This window comes from Bradyrhizobium vignae (assembly GCF_004114425.1).
GTDB lineage: Bacteria > Pseudomonadota > Alphaproteobacteria > Rhizobiales > Xanthobacteraceae > Bradyrhizobium > Bradyrhizobium vignae.
In genome coordinates this window covers 143,058-159,757 of record NZ_RDQF01000011.1, presented here as the reverse complement: position 1 = coordinate 159,757, position 16,700 = coordinate 143,058, and the positions used below count along the sequence as shown (strand labels likewise).

Sequence of the window (16,700 nt, the reverse complement as noted above, 5' to 3'; positions counted from 1 at the left end):
GTGATCTGATTGGAACCCCGGAATTTCAGCGGGGATGCTGACCGTCCGCGGTCAGCGGGGGCTCATACGGGGCGGGTGCTGGTCATCGGCCCCTATTTGCGAGTGCGCGCAGGGAATGCCGACGCGCAAGCGGATGGCTATGTCCTGCGCGACGTTGAGGCCCGCCTCGACGAGGCCGCGGGCCTCGCGCGCGCGATAGATCTCGTCATTGCCGACGCCATCATCGCGCCGGTCAGCCAGATCCGGCCCGCGACCTATATCGGCAAGGGCAAGGTCGAGGAGATCGCCGGACTGATCAAGTCCCTCGAGGTCGAGCTCGTGGTGATGGATTGCGCGCTGTCGCCGATCCAGCAGCGCAACCTGGAGAAGGAATGGCACGCCAAGGTGCTCGACCGCACCGGGCTCATCCTGGAAATCTTCGGCCGGCGCGCCAAGACCAGGGAGGGCTCGCTCCAGGTCGAGCTTGCGCATCTCAACTACCAGCGCTCGCGACTGGTGCGCTCCTGGACCCATCTCGAACGCCAGCGCGGCGGTTTCGGCTTCATGGGCGGCCCGGGCGAGACCCAGATCGAGGCCGACCGCCGCCTGATCCAGGAGCGCATTTCCAAGCTCGAGAGCGAGCTGAAGAAGGTGCAGGCGACGCGGCGGCTGCATCGTGTGGGACGCCAGCGCGTGCCGTACCGCGTCGTGGCGCTGGTCGGCTACACCAATGCCGGCAAGTCGACGCTGTTCAACCGCCTGACGCGCGCCGACGTGCAGGCCGCCGACATGCTGTTCGCAACGCTCGATCCGACCCTGCGCGCACTCAATCTGCCGCATGGCGGCAAGGCGATGCTGTCCGACACCGTCGGCTTCATCTCCAACCTGCCGACCCAGCTCGTGGCCGCTTTCCGCGCCACGCTGGAGGAGGTGCTGGAGGCGGACGTCATCCTGCATGTGCGCGACATCTCGCATGAGGACGCCGAGGCGCAGCAGAGCGACGTCGACGCGGTGCTGCGCCAGCTCGGCATCAACCCCGACGATTCCGGCCGCATCATCGAGGTCTGGAACAAGATCGACCGTTTCGATCCCGAACAGCGCGAAGAGCTGCTCAATATCGCCGCGCGCAGGCCGGAGGATCATCCGGCGATGCTGGTGTCCGCCGTGTCAGGGCAGGGCGTCGACGCACTGCTTGCCGCGATCGAGGAGCGCCTGGCCGCCAAGCGCACCACGCTCGATCTCTCCATCGACGCCGCCGACGGGGCCGGCATCAGCTGGCTGCATCGCAATGCCGAGGTGCTGGCGAAAGAGCTGCACGATGGCCGCTTCGATATGACCGTGCGAGTGGACGAGACCAAGCGAGATATCGTGGTGTCGAGGTTTGATGCCGTGCCGCACGCGATGTGATGCTCGTGAAACTGGTAGTCCGGGATGTCGCTGCCAGTCGGCACAGATCATGCGCCCGACGCTTGCCAGTATTTCTACATTTGCAAAGGTTGCGGCAGGCAATTGCAGCCAAAGGCCGGCGATTGCTGTGTGTTCTGCTCATACGGGACAACGCCTTGTCCACGGAAGCAGAGCGAACATCGTTGCTGCTCATAGCGGCAATTCCGTCACCGGACCTCCTCCCGCTTCGCCGCATTCCAAAGCGCGTCCATCTCCGCGAGCGAGGCGTGCTCCAGCGTGCGGCCCTGCGCTTTCAGCGCGCGCTCGATATAGGCGAAGCGGCGTTCGAATTTGGCGTTGGTGGTGCGCAGCGCGGCTTCCGGATCGGCATCAACATGACGAGCGAGGTTGACCAGCGCGAACAGGAGATCGCCGGTTTCTTCCGCCAGCTCCTGTTTGTCGTTACGGTCCAGCGCGGCCTCGATCTCGTCGGTTTCCTCACGAATCTTTTGCAGCACCGCGCGCGGGTCGTTCCAGTCGAAGCCAACGGTGGAGGCTTTGCGCTGCAACTCCATGGCGCGGGTCAGCGCCGGCTGGCCGGCCTTGACGCCTGATAGCAGCGATTTGTGCGTCGTCGTCTCCTCCGGGGGCCGGCGTGCGGCGCGCTCGGCTTTCTCTTCGGCCTTGATGCGGTCCCAGACTTCCTTGACGTGAGAGGAGGCGAGATTGCCGTCCTTGTCGGCGAAGACGTGGGGATGGCGGCGGATCATTTTGCGGGTGATGGCCTCGACCACGTCCCCAAAATCGAACGCGTTCTGCTCCGACGCCATCTGGGCGTGGAACACGACCTGGAGCAGGAGATCGCCGAGCTCCTCTCTGAGATCGTCGAGATCGCCACGGGTGATGGCGTCCACCACCTCATAGGCTTCCTCGATCGTGTAGGGCGCGATCGTCGAAAAATCCTGCTCGAGGTCCCAGGGGCAGCCGGTCACCGGCGTGCGCAGCGCCGCCATGATCTCGATCAGGCGGGAAATGTCGCGGGAAGGGGTCATTGCGGGGCAGTCTCCTAGGCTCCAAGGCCTTATGCCAAAAGCGGGCCGCCGTTCCCAGCGGGGCGCAGCGGAACAGATCGATTTCCACCGATTGGCGGCCCCGTTCCATGGTGCTAAAGCGCGGGCCATGAGTGACGCATCATCCTCCGAAACCGCGCTGGTGCTGTTCTCCGGCGGCCAGGATTCCACCACCTGCCTCGCCTGGGCGCTCAGCCGCTTTGCCCGCGTGGAGACGTTGGGGTTCGACTACGGCCAGCGCCATGCCATCGAGCTCGCCTGCCGTGACCGCCTGCTCGACGGCATCAAAGAGCTGCGCGCGGATTGGGCTGCAAAACTCGGCGAGAGCCATACCCTGTCCATCCCGACGCTCGCGGCCGTCTCCGAGACCGCGCTGACCCGCGACGTCGCGATCGCGATGGGCGCGGACGGCCTGCCCAATACCTTCGTGCCGGGCCGCAACCTCGTGTTTCTGACCTTCGCCGCGGCGCTGGCCTATCGACGTGGGATCAGCCACATCGTCGGCGGCATGTGCGAGACCGACTATTCCGGCTATCCCGATTGCCGCGACGAGACCATCCGCGCCATGCAGGCGGCGCTCTCACTCGGCATGGCCAAGCAGTTCGAGCTGCATACGCCCCTGATGTGGATCGACAAGGCCGCGACGTGGAAGCTGGCGCATGATCTCGGCGGCGACGGCCTGGTCGATCTCATCCGCGAGCAGTCCCACACCTGCTATCTCGGCGAACGCGGCGCACAGCACGATTGGGGCTATGGCTGCGGCGAGTGCCCGGCGTGCAGCCTGCGGGCGAAGGGATGGCGGGAGTATGTGGCGGGGCGGAAATAGCGCTCCAATCTTCGCTGTCATTCCCCGCGAAGGCGGGGAATCCAGTACGCCGCAGCTTCTCGGTATCCCACGAGCGTCTCTGGAATACTGGATCACCCGCCTTCGCGGGTGATGACAATGTTGGTTGGGGCGACAGTATCCACGCGACGCGGAGGTGATTACCCCGCAAAATCCTCGTCCCGCAGCTCGATCGGCTTGCCGTGCGGCGTGCGATCGGCCGCATGATCCCAGGCGTCGCGATAGCGATGCAGCGTCTCGATCGAGGCGACGCCCTTGCGCGCGACGAGGCCCTCAAGCGTGGCGAGCCAGTGCAGATAGTACGTCTCGCCCGTATCGGGATCGCCGGCCGCCTGCGCGCGCTTGATCTCGTCGGCAAGGGCGGCGGCCCATTCGGGCCAGGTGAACACACCACGCTCGTGGAGCGTCAGCGCCATCGCGAACGCATGCGCCTCCCAGGGCGCGCGGAACACCGGGCCTTCGTCATCGCGCGGAATGCCCGGGATCGCTGCCGTCGCGGCGGCAGCGGCGCTACCACTCATCACACCGGCTCCAGATAGGGTTCGAACGCGTCGATCGAAACCTTCAACGTGGGATCACCATCCTCGCCCCAGAGATCGCGGCCCTCGAAGACGACGGTGTAGAGCCATTGCGGATTCTCGCCGCGCTCCATCGCCGCCGTGTCCGGAAACACATGGCAGCCATGGTTCAACTCGACCACGCCGACATGCCCACGCACGTAGCGCGGCAGCCGCGTATGTGTCGCCGGATGGATGTTCTTGGCGCGCACGCGATCGCCGATGCTGAATTTCGCCGGGGCCGGGGCAGGGCGAGCGAACTTTCCGCGCACCATCACGCGCTCGACGTTGGAGAGATCGAACTTGCCATGCTTGAGCGCCTTTCCTGGCTGCATCGCGTGGCCGGCGGCGACCTCCTCTCTTGTGAGGTAGCCTTTCTCGATCAGCATCTCCTCGAGCCCGAGAAACCATTTCTCGTAATAGGAGCTTGAGAGATAAACATCCGGCGGCAAGGTCTCGCGATAGAAGCGCGACGTGTCGATGTTGAAAGCGCCGGCCGCGCCCATCGCACGCACCATCGCCAGGACACGCGATTCCCAATCCGCATGGAACATCGGCTCGTTCGGCTCGGGCTCGACCTTGCCGAACCCGTCCATGCCGCCCATGTCGTGCACGCCGTTCACGACGGCGCTCCAGGCCTGCGCGGAAAGCCGGTGCCGATCATGGAGTCGCGGGTGACGAGCTCAGCGAGCTGCTCCTCGCTCCAGCCCTCGGTGCCCTCGGGTCGCATCGGCAGCACCAGGAAGCGCGTCTCGGCGGTGGAATCCCACACCCGGATTTCGATGTCCTTGGACAGCGAGATGCCGAAATCGGCGAGCACGCCGCGCGGATCCTTCACCGCGCGCGAGCGGTAAGGCGCCGCCTTGTACCAGACCGGCGGCAACCCCAGCATTTCCCAGGGGTAGCAGGAGCACAGCGTGCACACGACCATGTTGTGACGCTGCGGCGTGTTCTCGACCACGACGAGATGATCGCCGACGCGGCTGACATGGCCGAGCGTGCCGATCGCCTTGCTGCCGTCCTCCAGCAGCGCCTTCCTGAAGGCCGGATCGGTCCAGGCTTTTGCGATGACGCGCGCGCCATTGTGCGGGCCGATCTTGGTCTCATAGGCCTGGATGATGGCATCGAGCGCGGCCGGTTCGACATAGCCTTTTTCGGTGAGGATCGTCTCGAGCGCGCGTACGCGCAGCTCGGTTTCGGACAGCTCGGAATGGTCATGATCGTGGTCGTGGTCGTGATGATGCTCGCTCATGGCGCGAAGATAGTCCCAGAATCCGGGCCTTGTCGAGGCGAAGACTCTGCTAACGTCGCGCCATGGGCTGGGCTGCACGAACCGGAATATACGCCGCAATCACGGCTCTTGTCGCACTTGCGGCGCAGGATGCGCGCGCGGCGAATGGCGCCTATGCCGTGGATGCCGCCGATATCTCCGAGGTCGGCTCCTGCAAGGTCGAAAGCTGGCTGTCGACTGCTTCCAACACGGATTTCGCAGCGGTTGCCAATCCCTCCTGCGTCGTCGATCCCTTCAGGCCGATCGAGCTGAGTATGCAGACCATTCGGGCCCGCAGCGATGGCGACTGGAGCACGACGCTGGCTCCGAAAGCCAAGACCAACTTCATCCCCACCGGAATCGGGCGCTGGGGATTGTCGGCCTATGGCGGTGGATCATTCGATGCAGCGACTGGCGAGGCGTTGTCCGCCTTTGTGGTCATACCAGCGACCTTTCGCCTGTCCGAGACCATGCGCGTCAACGTCAATGCCGGCTGGCTCTGGGATCGCGCCGTCGATCGCCACTACCTGAGCTACGGCTTCGGCTTCGACTGGAAGTTCACCGACACGTTGCAGTGGACGATCGAGGCTTACGGCCAGGCCGGCGCGTCCCAGGTCGCGAGCATCGTGCAGCCGCGCTTTCAGACCGGCGTGCGCTACCGGCCAAACGAGATATTCTCCGTCGACGTGATCTACGGCCGCAACATCACCGGCGAGAACGCCAACTGGGTCACCATCGGCACAACGATCAGGTTTCCTGTCGGTGGTAGCGAGCCGGCGCACCGGCGCACCGGGCATTTGTGAGCCTCTCGGAAAATCAGGCACTTAGCGGCAGAACCCGCTTCTGGCCATTGATCGCGCCGCGGACAATCCGTATACGCCGCGATGGGACAAGGGCGGCCCGGCCAACGGACCGCTTGATTTGACGACAATCGAGGGGAGGGCCCATGGCCGCTAGCTCGCAGGCGCCTGAGGCGAAGGGATTTCGCTGGAAGCTGATCGCGCCGCTCATGGTGTGGCTGGCGATCTATCTGTGGCCCGTGCCCACGGGGCTCAACGTCAATCAGTGGCACTATTTCGCCGTGTTCGCGGCCGTCATCACCGGGCTCATCCTGGAATCGATGCCGGTCGGCGCGGTCGGGCTGATCGGACTCACCGTCGCCGGCATCAGTGGCTATATCGACCCCGATCCGACCAAATCGCTGCGCTGGATGCTGGCAGGCTTTGCCGAGAGTACGGTCTGGCTGATCGTCGGCGCCTTCGTGTTCTCGATCGGCTATCGCAAGAGCCAACTCGGCCGGCGCATTGCGCTGGTGCTGGTGCAGCGGCTTGGCCGCAACACGCTCGGCCTCGGCTATGCGGTGGCGATGTCCGACTTCGTGCTCGCGCCGGCAACGCCGTCGAACACGGCACGCAGCGGCGGCATCGTCTATCCCATCATCAGCAACATCCCGCGCATCTATGGCTCCGAGCCGGGGCCGACCGCCGGCAAGATCGGCACTTATGTGATGTGGACCGCGTTCGCCGCGACTGCGGTCACGAGCTCACTGTTCTTCACCGCGCTCGCGCCCAATGCGGCGGCGCTGGCGATCGCCAAGAAGACCGTCGGGGTCGAGGTCAGCTGGGGCCAGTGGTTCCTGGGCTTTGCGCCGCTCGGAATCCTCCTGATGGTGCTCGTTCCGCTGCTCAGCTACGTGGTTTGCCGTCCCGAGGTGAAGCGCAGCCCGGAAATCTCCGAATGGGCGGCGAAGGAGCTGACGGCGATGGGACCGATGTCGCGCAACGAGTGGATCATGCTGGCGCTGATCGTGCTCGCGATGTTCCTGTGGATCGCGGGCTCGAGCCCGGACATCCACGTGCCGTTGCTCGGCTCGAATTTCGTCAACGCCACCACCGTCGTCTTCATCGTGATCTCCTTGATGCTGGTCTCCGGGGTGATCGAATTTGCCGACATCGTCGGCGAGAAGAGCGCCTGGGAGGTGTTCTTCTATTTCACCTCGCTGTTGACGCTGGCGTCGGGTCTCAACGAGATCGGCTTCATCAAATGGTTCGCGACCGAATACGCCAAGCCGCTCGCGGGCCTGTCGCCGTCGACCGCGATGATCCTTCTGGTCGCGCTGTTCTTCTGGATCCACTATTTCTTCTCGAGCATCACCTCGCATGCCGCCGCGGTGCTGCCCGTGGTGCTCGCGGTCGGCTCGGGCATCGCGGACCTGCCGGTCACGACGCTTGCCATGCTCTGCATGTATTCGCTCGGCCTGATGGGCGTGATCTCGCCTTACGCAACGGGGCCTGCGCCGATGTATTTCGGCAGCGGCTATATCGGGAAGGGGCAGTTCTGGGCTTTTGGGCTGATCTTCGGGCTGCTTTATTTCGCAGGGCTCCTGCTGATCGTGCTGCCTTGGCTGCGGGTCCACTGAGGAGGGTGGGGAGGGTGCCTCCGGCAGATGAATTTTCTTCGTACGCGAGAGATTGGGAAAACTTCGTCCAACTCCCCGCAAATATCTGATATTGCATGAAAGACCGGAAACGGCGATGGTGCGTGCTGCGGTGCAGCGCGCTCCCCTGAGCCGGCATCTCACTTTCACCCCCGTCGCTCCAGCGACCTGGTTCCCGTATGCCCCTGAGCGGCGCGGGCAAGCGAATTATTGTGCATGAAGGCCGCTTCCATGAACGCTCACCAATCGCTCGCGATCGGAAGACCGATCGAAACGCTTGAAGCGATTTCACCTGCTCCGACCGAGCCGGACGCAATGGTCCGTTTCGAAGCCATCTCAAAAACCTATCCGGCCTATCGCGGCAAGCCCGGCGTCAACGCGCTGCAAGACATCGACTTTGCGATTCCGCGCGGTTCCATCACCGGCGTGATCGGCCGCTCCGGCGCCGGCAAGTCGAGCCTGGTGCGGCTGATCAACGGGCTGGAGAAGCCGACCACGGGCCGCGTGATCGTTGACAACAGGGATATCTCGGCGCTCGCCGGCCGCGAACTACGGTTGGCGCAGCGCTCGATCGGCATGATCTTCCAGCACTTTAACCTGCTGTCCTCGCGCACGGCCGCCGGCAACATCGCGCTGCCGCTCGAGATCGCCGGCTGGACCAAGGCGGACATCAAAGCGCGCGTCGCCGAACTGCTGGCGTTGGTCGGCATCGCCGACAAGCACGATCGCTATCCGTCAGAGCTCTCCGGCGGCCAGAAGCAGCGCGTCGGCATCGCGCGGGCGCTGGCGACCCGACCGAGCGTGCTGCTGTCGGACGAGGCCACCTCGGCGCTCGATCCACAGACCACGCGGGCGATCCTCGATCTGCTCGCGAACATCAACCGCGAGCTCGGCGTGACCATCGTGCTGATTACCCACGAAATGTCCGTGGTGCGCCAGCTCGCCAGGGAAGTGGTGGTGCTCGATGGCGGCCATGTCGTGGAGAGCGGCCATGTCGCGGACATCTTCACCCACCCGAAGCATCCGATCACGCAGTCCTTCCTGGCCGAGGTGATCGGCGACAGCTTGCCCGTGTCGCTGGCGAGCCGGATGACTTCAGAGCCGTCCGCCGGCGGACAGGCCGTGATCCGCGTTCAGGTGCGTGGGGCAGGGGCCGGCGATACCGTGGTGGCCCGGCTCGCCCGCGACCTCGGCCTGGACGTCGCGCTGCTGTCGGCCCGCATCGACGAGATCGGCGGCCAGCATGTCGGTTCGCTCACGCTCGGAATTCCCGGTGGCGAGGACGCGGTGACGCGAACGCTCGCTTGGCTCTCTCAACACCAATTCTCGGCGGAGCGTCTCGGCTATGTCGCCTGAACTCATCAATTTGATCATCCAGGCCACGGGCGAAAGCCTGTACATGGTCGGCATCGCCGCGCTGCTCGGCACCGCCTTTGGCCTGCCGCTCGGCGTCTTCCTCGCCACCAGCCGCAAAGGCGAGTTGTTCGCGGCCCCGCTCGTCAATCGCGTGCTCGGCATCGTCGTCAATGCGACGCGGTCCACGCCCTTCATCATCCTCGTCGTCGCCATCATTCCGTTCACCCGCCTCATTGCCGGCACCTCGATCGGATCGACCGCTGCGATCGTGCCGCTGACCATCGCCTCGACGCCGTTCATCGCACGCCTGGTGGAAGCCGCGATCCGCGAGGTTGACGGCGGCCTGATCGAGACCGCGTCCTCGTTCGGGGCTTCGCCGCTTCAGATCGTGTTCAAGGTCCTGATCCCCGAGGCGCTGCCGGGTCTGCTTCTGGCGCTGACGCTCGCCGTGGTCAGTCTGCTCGGCTACTCCGCGATGGTCGGCGCGGTCGGCGGCGGAGGGCTCGGCGATCTCGGTATTCGCTACGGCTATCAGCGCTTCATGCCGGAGATGATGCTCGCCGTCGTGGTCGTGCTGATCGCGTTGGTGCAGCTCGTCCAGAGCGCCGGCGATTATCTGGCACGCCGGGTCAACCGCCGGCTGCGGCATCGCTGAGCCGTTTCCAGATGTTGCGAACAGGCAGAGTCTCGTCTGTCTGGAAACATTCCAAACTCCGAAGCACGCCTGAGCGCATTGGCCGCAGGTGCTGCGCACACGTCTGGAGAAATTCTAACACCGCTCCTATCGCACTCGAAAACCGCCTGAGTTAGGGCAGGGCATCAAAAACGATACCGGCGAAGCCGGCAGTGCGTGGGGTCTCGAAAGACGTGACCGACTTCCAACTTTCTTCGCGTGGTGCACGCGTCGTCGACAGATTCAGGTGCTTTTCCTCGGGGCGGTCAGCACATTCTCTCTCGTCGTTCCCTTCGGTTATGTGAAGGCGCAGACGCAAATTCCCGAAGTCACCGTGGAAGCGCCGGCGCAGCGCGCCCGTCCGGCGGCGATTGCTTCGTCGCGAAGGGCTGCGGCGACACGCACCGCACGCGCCAATCGTCGCGTTCCGGCGCAGCAGGCTACGCCAGCCCAGTCGGCGTCATCGAACGGTGTCACGGTCGAACGCGCCAATGGACCGGTGCGCGGTTTCGTCGCGACGCGGAGCGGCACCGCCACCAAGACTGATACGCCGCTAATCGAAACGCCGCAGTCGGTGTCCGTCATCACCACCGATCAGATCAGGAACCAGGGCGCCGTCTCGATCGGCGAGGCCCTGCGCTACACCGCCGGCGTCAGCGGCGACGTCAATGGCGGCTCGGACACCCGCTTCGGCGGTCTCCAGATCCGCGGCTTCGACATGACCATGCCGGGACTCTACGTCGACGGCTTGCGGATTCCCTCCAGCAACTACGTGCATTTCAACGGCCTCGATCCCTATGGCGCCGAGCGCATCGAGGTGCTCAAGGGCCCGTCCTCCGCGATGTATGGCGGCAGCGGCACCGGCGGCATCCTGAACTACGTGACCAAGCTGCCGACGGCGCAGCAGTTCGGCGAGGTCTCGATCTCCGGCGGCAGCTTCAACCGTTATCAGGGTCAGTTCGACGTGGGCGGCCCCGCCAACAAGGAAGGCACCGTGCTGTGGCGCCTGACCGGCGTCGTGCGCGACGGCGAAACCCAGGTCGATTTCAGCAAGGACAACCGCGTCTTCATCGCGCCCGCAATCACCTTCAAGCCGAACGAGGACACCACCATCACCTTGCTCGCCAACTACCAGAAGGATCGGGCAGGGTGGGGCCTTCAGTTCCTGCCGGCCTCCGGCACGGTATGGCCGAACAACGGGCGCACCATTCCGGTCTCGTTCTTCGCAGGCGTGCCGAGCTTCGACGCGTTCAATACCGAGATCGCAACCGCCGGCTACCAGCTCTCGCACGATCTCACCGACTATCTCACGTTCCGGCAGAACCTGCGCTACGCCTATCAGCACAACGAGGAAAAGGTGTTTTACGGCGGCGGCTATACCGACGAGGCCGCGGGGCAGCTCGCGCGTTATGGCAGCTACAGCAACTCCTACATCAACTCCTTTGCCGTCGATAATCAGCTCCAGGGCAAGTTCAACACCGGCATTCTCAGCCACACCACATTGGTCGGTGTCGACTACCGCAACACGCGGTTTCGCGACACCGCCTTCGGCGTCACGACGTCGGCGCCCGAGATCAACGTCTTCAATCCGGTCTACAGCTACGACTGGACCATCGGTGCGATGAGCGACAACACCGGCGTCAAGCAGTCGCAGGTGGGCCTCTATGCGCAGGATCAGATCAAGCTCGGCCGGCTCTCGTTGCAGCTCGGCGGCCGTCAGGATTTCGTGACGACGCAGGTCGATAGCGGCATCGTCAACACCACGGTCGCGAAGGATGCTTCGGCCTTCACTGGACGCGCCGCCGTGATGTACAATTTCGACAACGGCGTTGCGCCCTATTTCAGCTACTCGGAATCGTTCCTGCCGGTGCTCGCGACCGGTTTTGGCGGACAGATGCTCAATCCCGAGACGGGCGTCCAGTACGAGGTCGGCGTCAAGTACCAGCCGCTCGGCTGGAACGCACTGTTCACCTTCGCCGCGTTCGACCTGACGCGCGACAACGTCGTCACCTACGTGCCTGCGGCCACCTTTGCCGAACAGACCGGGCAGGTGAAGTCGCGCGGCATCGAGCTCGAAGGCACGATGTCGCTCGCCGACGGCTGGAACCTGCGCGCGGCCTATGCCTATGTCGACGCCATGGTGACGCAGGATCCGGTGAATGTCGGTAAGGCGCCGGTCACCGTGCCGCTCAACCGCGCTTCGCTGTGGAGCGACTACACGCTGCAGAACGGGCCGCTCGCGGGCCTGCAGTTCGGCGGCGGCATCCGCTACGTGGGCGCGACCTGGGGCGATGATGCCAACACCTTCAAGGTGGGAGCCTCGACCGTGCTGGATGCGCTTTTGGCCTACACCCATGCCAACTGGCGCCTGTCGCTGAACGTGACCAACCTTGCCGACACGCGCTATGTCGCTGCGTGCTACAGCCTGGCGGGCTGCTTCTATGCCGAGGGGCGCAAGGCGATCGGCAAGCTGACCTATCGCTGGTGAAATCGAAGACGGTCCGGCACTGGGGGGCCGAACCTGCTGGATGAGAGTGGAAGACGATGAGAGCGATATTCGGCAGGCTGCATCGCTGGGCGGGACTGCTCACGGCCGGATTCCTGTTCTTCTCCGGCATCACCGGCGCGATCATCTCCTGGGATCACGAGATCGACGACGTCCTGAACAGCCATCTGTTCGACGTCGGCAGCAAAGGCCCGGCGATTCCCTCGATCGAGCTCGCCAAGATGATCGAACAGCGCGATCCCCGTGCGCGCGTCGTTTATCTCTTCATGACGCCGGAGCAGGGCCACTCGCTGTGGTTCTTCATCATGCCGCGTATCGATCCCGCAACCGGCAAGCGTTACCCGCTCGACTACAATCAGGTCTTCCTCGATCCCAACACCGGTGCTGAGCTTGGCCGGCGCTATTGGGGCGCAGTGTGGCCCGTCACGCGCGAGAACTTCGTCTCGTTTCTTTACAAGCTGCACTACACGATGCACATCCCGGAGTTCTGGGGCAGCGACCGCTGGGGCATGCGCGTGCTGGGCGTGATCGCCATCATCTGGACCATCGATTGCTTCGTCGGCTTCTACCTGACGCTGCCCTCGCGCCCGCGCGCCAAGGCCGCGCGGGCGCCTGAAGTCGCACGCCAGCTCGAGCGCGGCTTCTGGGCGCGTTGGGCTCCGGCTTGGACCATCAAGACCTCGGGCAGTGCGTACCGGATCAATTTCGACATCCACCGCGCCTTCAGCCTCTGGACCTGGGGCGTGCTGTTCATCATCGCCTTCACGGCGTTCTCGCTGAACCTCTATTTCGAGGTGTTCTCACCGCTGATGAAGATGGTGTCGAATTACACGCCGACGCCCTATGAGCAGCGGCCGTATCGCGATCTCGACGATCCGATCGAGCCCAAGGTCACCTTCGCCGACATCGCCGCACGCGCCGCTGCCGACGGCAAGGCGCGGGGGTGGACCACCCCGGTCGGTTCGATCAATTACGGCCCCGCCCATGGCGTCTATGCCGCCGCCTTCTTCCACCCCGGCGACGACCACGGCGCCGGCGGTGTCGGCCCGGCGCAGCTCTATTACGACAGCGAGGACGGCCGCCCCATTGGCGAGCGGCTGCCCTGGGTCGGCACCGCCGCCGACATCTTCGTACAGGCGCAGTTTCCGCTGCATTCGGGCCGTATCGTCGGACTGTTCGGCCGCATCCTGATCTCGGTCATGGGCCTCGTGGTGGCGGCGCTCTCGGTGACTGGCGTCGTGATCTGGTGGCGCAAGCGCCGCGCCCGTGTTCGCGTGCGCGAGACCGCCGCGATGCGCCTGACGCGGCAGCAACTCACGCCGGCAGAGTAGGGCACGCGCATTCCGTCAAAGGATGAACCTTCATAGCCGGCACCGGCACAAAGACTGAAGATCGTCCACAGTCTTCCGGAATTGCGATGAGATCGCTTGCCTTGCTCTGCCTGCTCGTCTTCGGGTCCTGCGCACATGCGGCTACACCCGAGCAGCACTATCTCGACCTGCGTGATCGCTACATCGTCAAATTCTCGAAGGCCAAGGAGAGCGAGGACACCTCGAAGCAGCATGACGCAGCGCTCAGAGAGCTCGCCGCTGCGCTGCGCGCACTGGTAGGCCCGGTCACGATCAAGGGGCTTCCGGCCGACGGCAAGTCGAATGTCGACACGCTGTACAAGGGAGACATCGGCTTCGGTCATCTCGACGGCCTCGGTTTCGCCACCGAAGGCGACAAGCTGCAAGCGGTGGTGACCACGACCGGGCTGCTCGAGCACTGGCTTTCCGAGCACCGCGAGGACGGCATGCCGCAGGAGATCAGCGCGGCGCTCAGGTCGGACCGGTTCTACTATTACGCCATTCAGGACGCCGCCTTCGCGAAATATGCGGACCTGCCCATCACCAAGCCTGGCGGCGCGAGCGCCGCGGTCGCGGTGCTCGGCGTGCGTGGCAATGGCGGCCTCAAGGGGCCGCCCAGCGAGATTGGCGTGGTTGCGGTCCAGGGCGACAAGGTCTTCTACCTTGCTGCAACCGATGCCGTGAAGACTGCCGAGATCCCGCCCTGCGAGAAGGTCTGGAAGCAGATGATGGCCAAGAAGACCCCGCAGGACGCCATGGCCCGCGAAGACCAGGCGATGGACGCCTACACCAAGTGCTTTGCCAAGGAAGCGCCGAGCCAGAGCTGGTTCGCGGCCGCCGTCAAGAAGGCGCAGAGCCAGCTGGATCTGCTGCCGCTGCGCTAGAGCCTGGCCGGCCCGACGTGTGGTGTCGGCCACGTGAGAATCAATTTCACGACGAAATCACGCTCGAACGATTACCAAAGCACGGTGCCGCCGGATCAGCCGGCATGGCATCGACTCAGGCTCCTGCGCGCCCTATAAAGGGTTTTTCGCCGTGCCACTTTATCGCGAGTATTTCTGAAGAACAATCATCCCCATATTGGAATCGATGCCGTCGATTGGGAGCATAAGCGGCGATGACACCACAGATCGAGTACGTTCTCGGCGCCACGGTCCTGTCGATCGCGCTTGGTCTGCTGATCGGCTTTGCTTACGCGCGCGGCTACCACGGGATGTTGCTCTCGGCCTCGTTCGTTCACGCCTGCGTCGTCATTGTGCCGCTGACAGCGTTGGTGATGCACACGATCCGCTCGGCCACGGCGTTCGACAACGCCAACCGGGCCATGGGCGAGGGGTTCGCCTTCGCGTTGATCGGCCTTCTGGGCCTCATCCGGTTTCGAACGATCGTCCGCGACACGCGAGAGTTCACCTTCGTCTTCATATCGATCGTGACGGGCGTTGGCATCGGAGGCGGCCAGTTCGTTCTGACCGCCGGCGGATGCGCATTCGTGCTGATCCTCCTGATCGTTTTGGAGCGCATAAAATTCGGCACGCCCCGCGCGCCCTCGCTGCGCGTCAGGGCGACGGGCGCCGAAGATGCATTCGCGCAGTACGAAACCGCCCTGAGCCGCGTTGCCGAACGCGTCAATTCCGTGTCTTTGCGGCACACAGCTGAGCGCGGCACGACCTACGCGTTTGAGATTGTCGCCGGCGCCGGACAAGACATCCCGACCATCGCCGCGGCCGTTCGCGTCGTACCAGGAACGTCGGAGGTCAACGTCGTTCGCCTGCAGCGTGGCAAAGGCCCGGAAGGGGATGGGGATTGATACTTGCGGAAACGTCGGCAAGTCGATCCAGACGACGCGGCCCATCCGGGCTGTGAGGGACCTCGCGTCGCGCCAAGCGGCAGGCCTGGATCGGCCGCCAGAACAGTTCGACCGGTACGGCTATGCGAGCCCGCTACCGCCGCGATTCCACCCACGGCCGCCTTCGCCAAAGATCTCGTACCCGTCCGACGTCACGGCGACTGTGTCCTCGAGCTTGATGAAGCCGCGCTTCGGATGCTTCATCGTGGTCTCGATCGAAACGACCATGCCGGGCTCGAGCGGCAGGCGGGCGTCGGTGTCGTCGTAGGGCACCGGACCCTTGGCGGTCAGGCGAGGGGCCTCGTGGCTGACGAGGCCCATGCCGTGGGCCAGGAACTCGGTGCAGTCACGCTGGGTGATCTGCGCAAGCTGCCGTTCGGCGGCGACATAGATGTCGCCTCCGAAGGCGCCCGGACGGATGGTGGCAAAGGCGGCGCGCTGGACGGCCTCGATCTCGGCCAGGTAATCCTTGAGCTCGGCGTCAGGCTCGCCCAGCACGGCCATCCGGGCGAGGTCGCCGATATAACCCTGATAATTGCCGCCGGAGTCCAGCGACAGCACCTCACCTTGCTCCCAGCGCTGCGATGATGGCGCTCGGTTGTGGCTGCTGCCGCACGCGAGCAGGCAGTATTCGAAGGTGAGGCCGCGATTGGCCTCGGCGAGGCGCAATGCATCCGACAGTTGCCGCTTGGTCGTTCCCCGACCGTGCCCGGCGATCACGGCCAGCATTGATGCGACGACAAGCTCTGACGCCGTCTTGAGCTTCGCCAATTCCTCCACCGACTTGACCGCTCGCAGCCGCTCCAGCACCAGCACCGCGTCCTTGAGCTCGGCGCCGGGCAGGACGTCGGCCAGCGCCTTCCCTGCATCCATCGGCAGGAATGGCATTTCGACCCCGACCCGCCGCAACGACACGCCCGCCTGCCGGATCAGTTCTGCAGCCCGCATGATGGCGTCCACCGAACCGTTGGATTCGGTTCGGACCTGCGGCACCCAGAGCGGCGCGACGGCGCGCTGATGGCTTTCCAGCCGGTGGCCGACATAGACGGATTTCTCGGGCGCACCCTTGGGATAGACCAGCACCGGCAGATAACGGCTAACTCCCAGGGCATCCATATAGTCGAAGAAGATCGCACGCTCGGCGCCCAGCAGGTACTGCACGTTGTGCTTGGAGGTCGCGATCAGGATATCAAGTCCGGCCGCCTCCATGAGACGGTCGAGCTTGGCGGCATCGAATGGAATGGCACGCGAGGCAGCAGCGCGGGCAACGGTCTCTTGCATGACGATCCTCCAAGGGCCGCTGCGGTTCGGTCTGCCGGCACATTCCTGTTCGCAGCCATTCGCGAATAACGGTCGGATGATCGGTTGGCTCCCAGCCAGAGCGAGGAGGGTCCCGTCTGCGCGCCATATCCAAAATTCGCATAAGG

15 protein-coding genes and 1 pseudogene are annotated in these 16,700 nt (G+C 64.5%); 11 read left to right on the top strand and 5 right to left on the bottom strand.

From position 1 onward, the window contains the following. The first annotated feature begins 9 nt into the window (after window positions 1-9). Window positions 10-1,386: a GTPase HflX gene (gene hflX / locus EAV90_RS12580; RefSeq protein ID WP_164936888.1), complete on the top strand. Its 1,377-nt coding sequence runs from the start codon at window positions 10-12 to the stop codon at window positions 1,384-1,386. Window positions 1,387-1,435: 49 nt separating this feature from the next. Next, window positions 1,436-1,581, top strand: a pseudogene (locus EAV90_RS41215) (GDCCVxC domain-containing (seleno)protein). 11 nt (window positions 1,582-1,592) lie between these two features. Here the strand turns inward: EAV90_RS41215 and mazG are convergent. After that, window positions 1,593-2,417 carry a nucleoside triphosphate pyrophosphohydrolase gene (mazG, locus tag EAV90_RS12575; RefSeq protein ID WP_129143490.1) on the bottom strand — a complete coding sequence of 275 codons (825 nt, stop codon included), beginning with the start codon at window positions 2,415-2,417 and terminating at the stop codon, window positions 1,593-1,595. Window positions 2,418-2,544: 127 nt separating this feature from the next. On the opposite strand from mazG, the gene queC reads away from it, so the two are divergent. Next, window positions 2,545-3,261, top strand: a complete 717-nt coding sequence (gene queC / locus EAV90_RS12570; RefSeq protein ID WP_129143489.1) for a 7-cyano-7-deazaguanine synthase QueC — start codon at window positions 2,545-2,547, stop codon at window positions 3,259-3,261. 158 nt (window positions 3,262-3,419) lie between these two features. Here the strand turns inward: queC and EAV90_RS12565 are convergent, their stop codons facing one another. From EAV90_RS12565 to nthA, 3 genes are read right to left on the bottom strand one after another with little or no spacing between them, the layout of a single operon-like run. Next, window positions 3,420-3,800, bottom strand: coding sequence for a nitrile hydratase accessory protein (locus EAV90_RS12565; protein WP_164936887.1), 381 nt, complete (start codon window positions 3,798-3,800; stop codon window positions 3,420-3,422). Beyond that, window positions 3,800-4,459, bottom strand: a complete 660-nt coding sequence (gene nthB, locus EAV90_RS12560; protein ID WP_129143487.1) for a nitrile hydratase subunit beta — start codon at window positions 4,457-4,459, stop codon at window positions 3,800-3,802. The genes EAV90_RS12565 and nthB overlap by 1 nt, the downstream gene beginning before the upstream one ends. Further along, window positions 4,456-5,088: a nitrile hydratase subunit alpha gene (gene nthA / locus EAV90_RS12555; RefSeq protein WP_129143486.1), complete on the bottom strand. Its 633-nt coding sequence runs from the start codon at window positions 5,086-5,088 to the stop codon at window positions 4,456-4,458. The genes nthB and nthA overlap by 4 nt, the downstream gene beginning before the upstream one ends. 62 nt (window positions 5,089-5,150) lie before the next feature. On the opposite strand from nthA, the gene EAV90_RS12550 reads away from it, so the two are divergent. The 8 genes from EAV90_RS12550 to EAV90_RS12515 all read left to right on the top strand — a co-directional run bounded on the left by EAV90_RS12550 (window position 5,151) and on the right by EAV90_RS12515 (window position 15,234). Next, window positions 5,151-5,909 (top strand): hypothetical protein, encoded by a 759-nt coding sequence (locus EAV90_RS12550; protein ID WP_129143485.1) that lies wholly within the window; start codon window positions 5,151-5,153, stop codon window positions 5,907-5,909. 143 nt (window positions 5,910-6,052) lie between these two features. After that, on the top strand, window positions 6,053-7,525 hold the full coding sequence (locus EAV90_RS12545) for a DASS family sodium-coupled anion symporter (protein ID WP_129143484.1): 1,473 nt from the start codon (window positions 6,053-6,055) through the stop codon (window positions 7,523-7,525). A gap of 249 nt (window positions 7,526-7,774) precedes the next feature. Next, on the top strand, window positions 7,775-8,899 hold the full coding sequence (locus tag EAV90_RS12540) for a methionine ABC transporter ATP-binding protein (protein ID WP_164936886.1): 1,125 nt from the start codon (window positions 7,775-7,777) through the stop codon (window positions 8,897-8,899). Next, the gene (locus EAV90_RS12535) at window positions 8,889-9,554 is read left to right on the top strand and encodes a methionine ABC transporter permease (RefSeq protein ID WP_122403274.1); all 666 of its coding nucleotides are present in this window, start codon (window positions 8,889-8,891) and stop codon (window positions 9,552-9,554) included. The genes EAV90_RS12540 and EAV90_RS12535 overlap by 11 nt, the downstream gene beginning before the upstream one ends. Before the next feature lie 517 nt (window positions 9,555-10,071). Beyond that, window positions 10,072-12,060: a TonB-dependent siderophore receptor gene (locus EAV90_RS12530; protein ID WP_129143501.1), complete on the top strand. Its 1,989-nt coding sequence runs from the start codon at window positions 10,072-10,074 to the stop codon at window positions 12,058-12,060. Between the two features lie 56 nt (window positions 12,061-12,116). Further along, a complete protein-coding gene (gene fsrB, locus EAV90_RS12525) occupies window positions 12,117-13,409 on the top strand; it encodes a siderophore utilization protein FsrB (RefSeq protein ID WP_129143483.1) in 1,293 nt (430 codons plus the stop codon). An 86-nt stretch (window positions 13,410-13,495) separates the two neighbouring features. Next, a complete protein-coding gene (locus EAV90_RS12520) occupies window positions 13,496-14,311 on the top strand; it encodes a hypothetical protein (protein ID WP_129143482.1) in 816 nt (271 codons plus the stop codon). A 233-nt stretch (window positions 14,312-14,544) separates the two neighbouring features. Further along, window positions 14,545-15,234: a DUF4956 domain-containing protein gene (locus tag EAV90_RS12515; protein ID WP_122403270.1), complete on the top strand. Its 690-nt coding sequence runs from the start codon at window positions 14,545-14,547 to the stop codon at window positions 15,232-15,234. A gap of 120 nt (window positions 15,235-15,354) precedes the next feature. Here EAV90_RS12515 and EAV90_RS12510 read toward each other — a convergent pair whose 3' ends face one another. Continuing rightward, complete coding sequence (locus EAV90_RS12510; protein WP_129143481.1) at window positions 15,355-16,554, bottom strand: M24 family metallopeptidase; 1,200 nt, start codon at window positions 16,552-16,554, stop codon at window positions 15,355-15,357. Window positions 16,555-16,700: the final 146 nt, after the last annotated feature.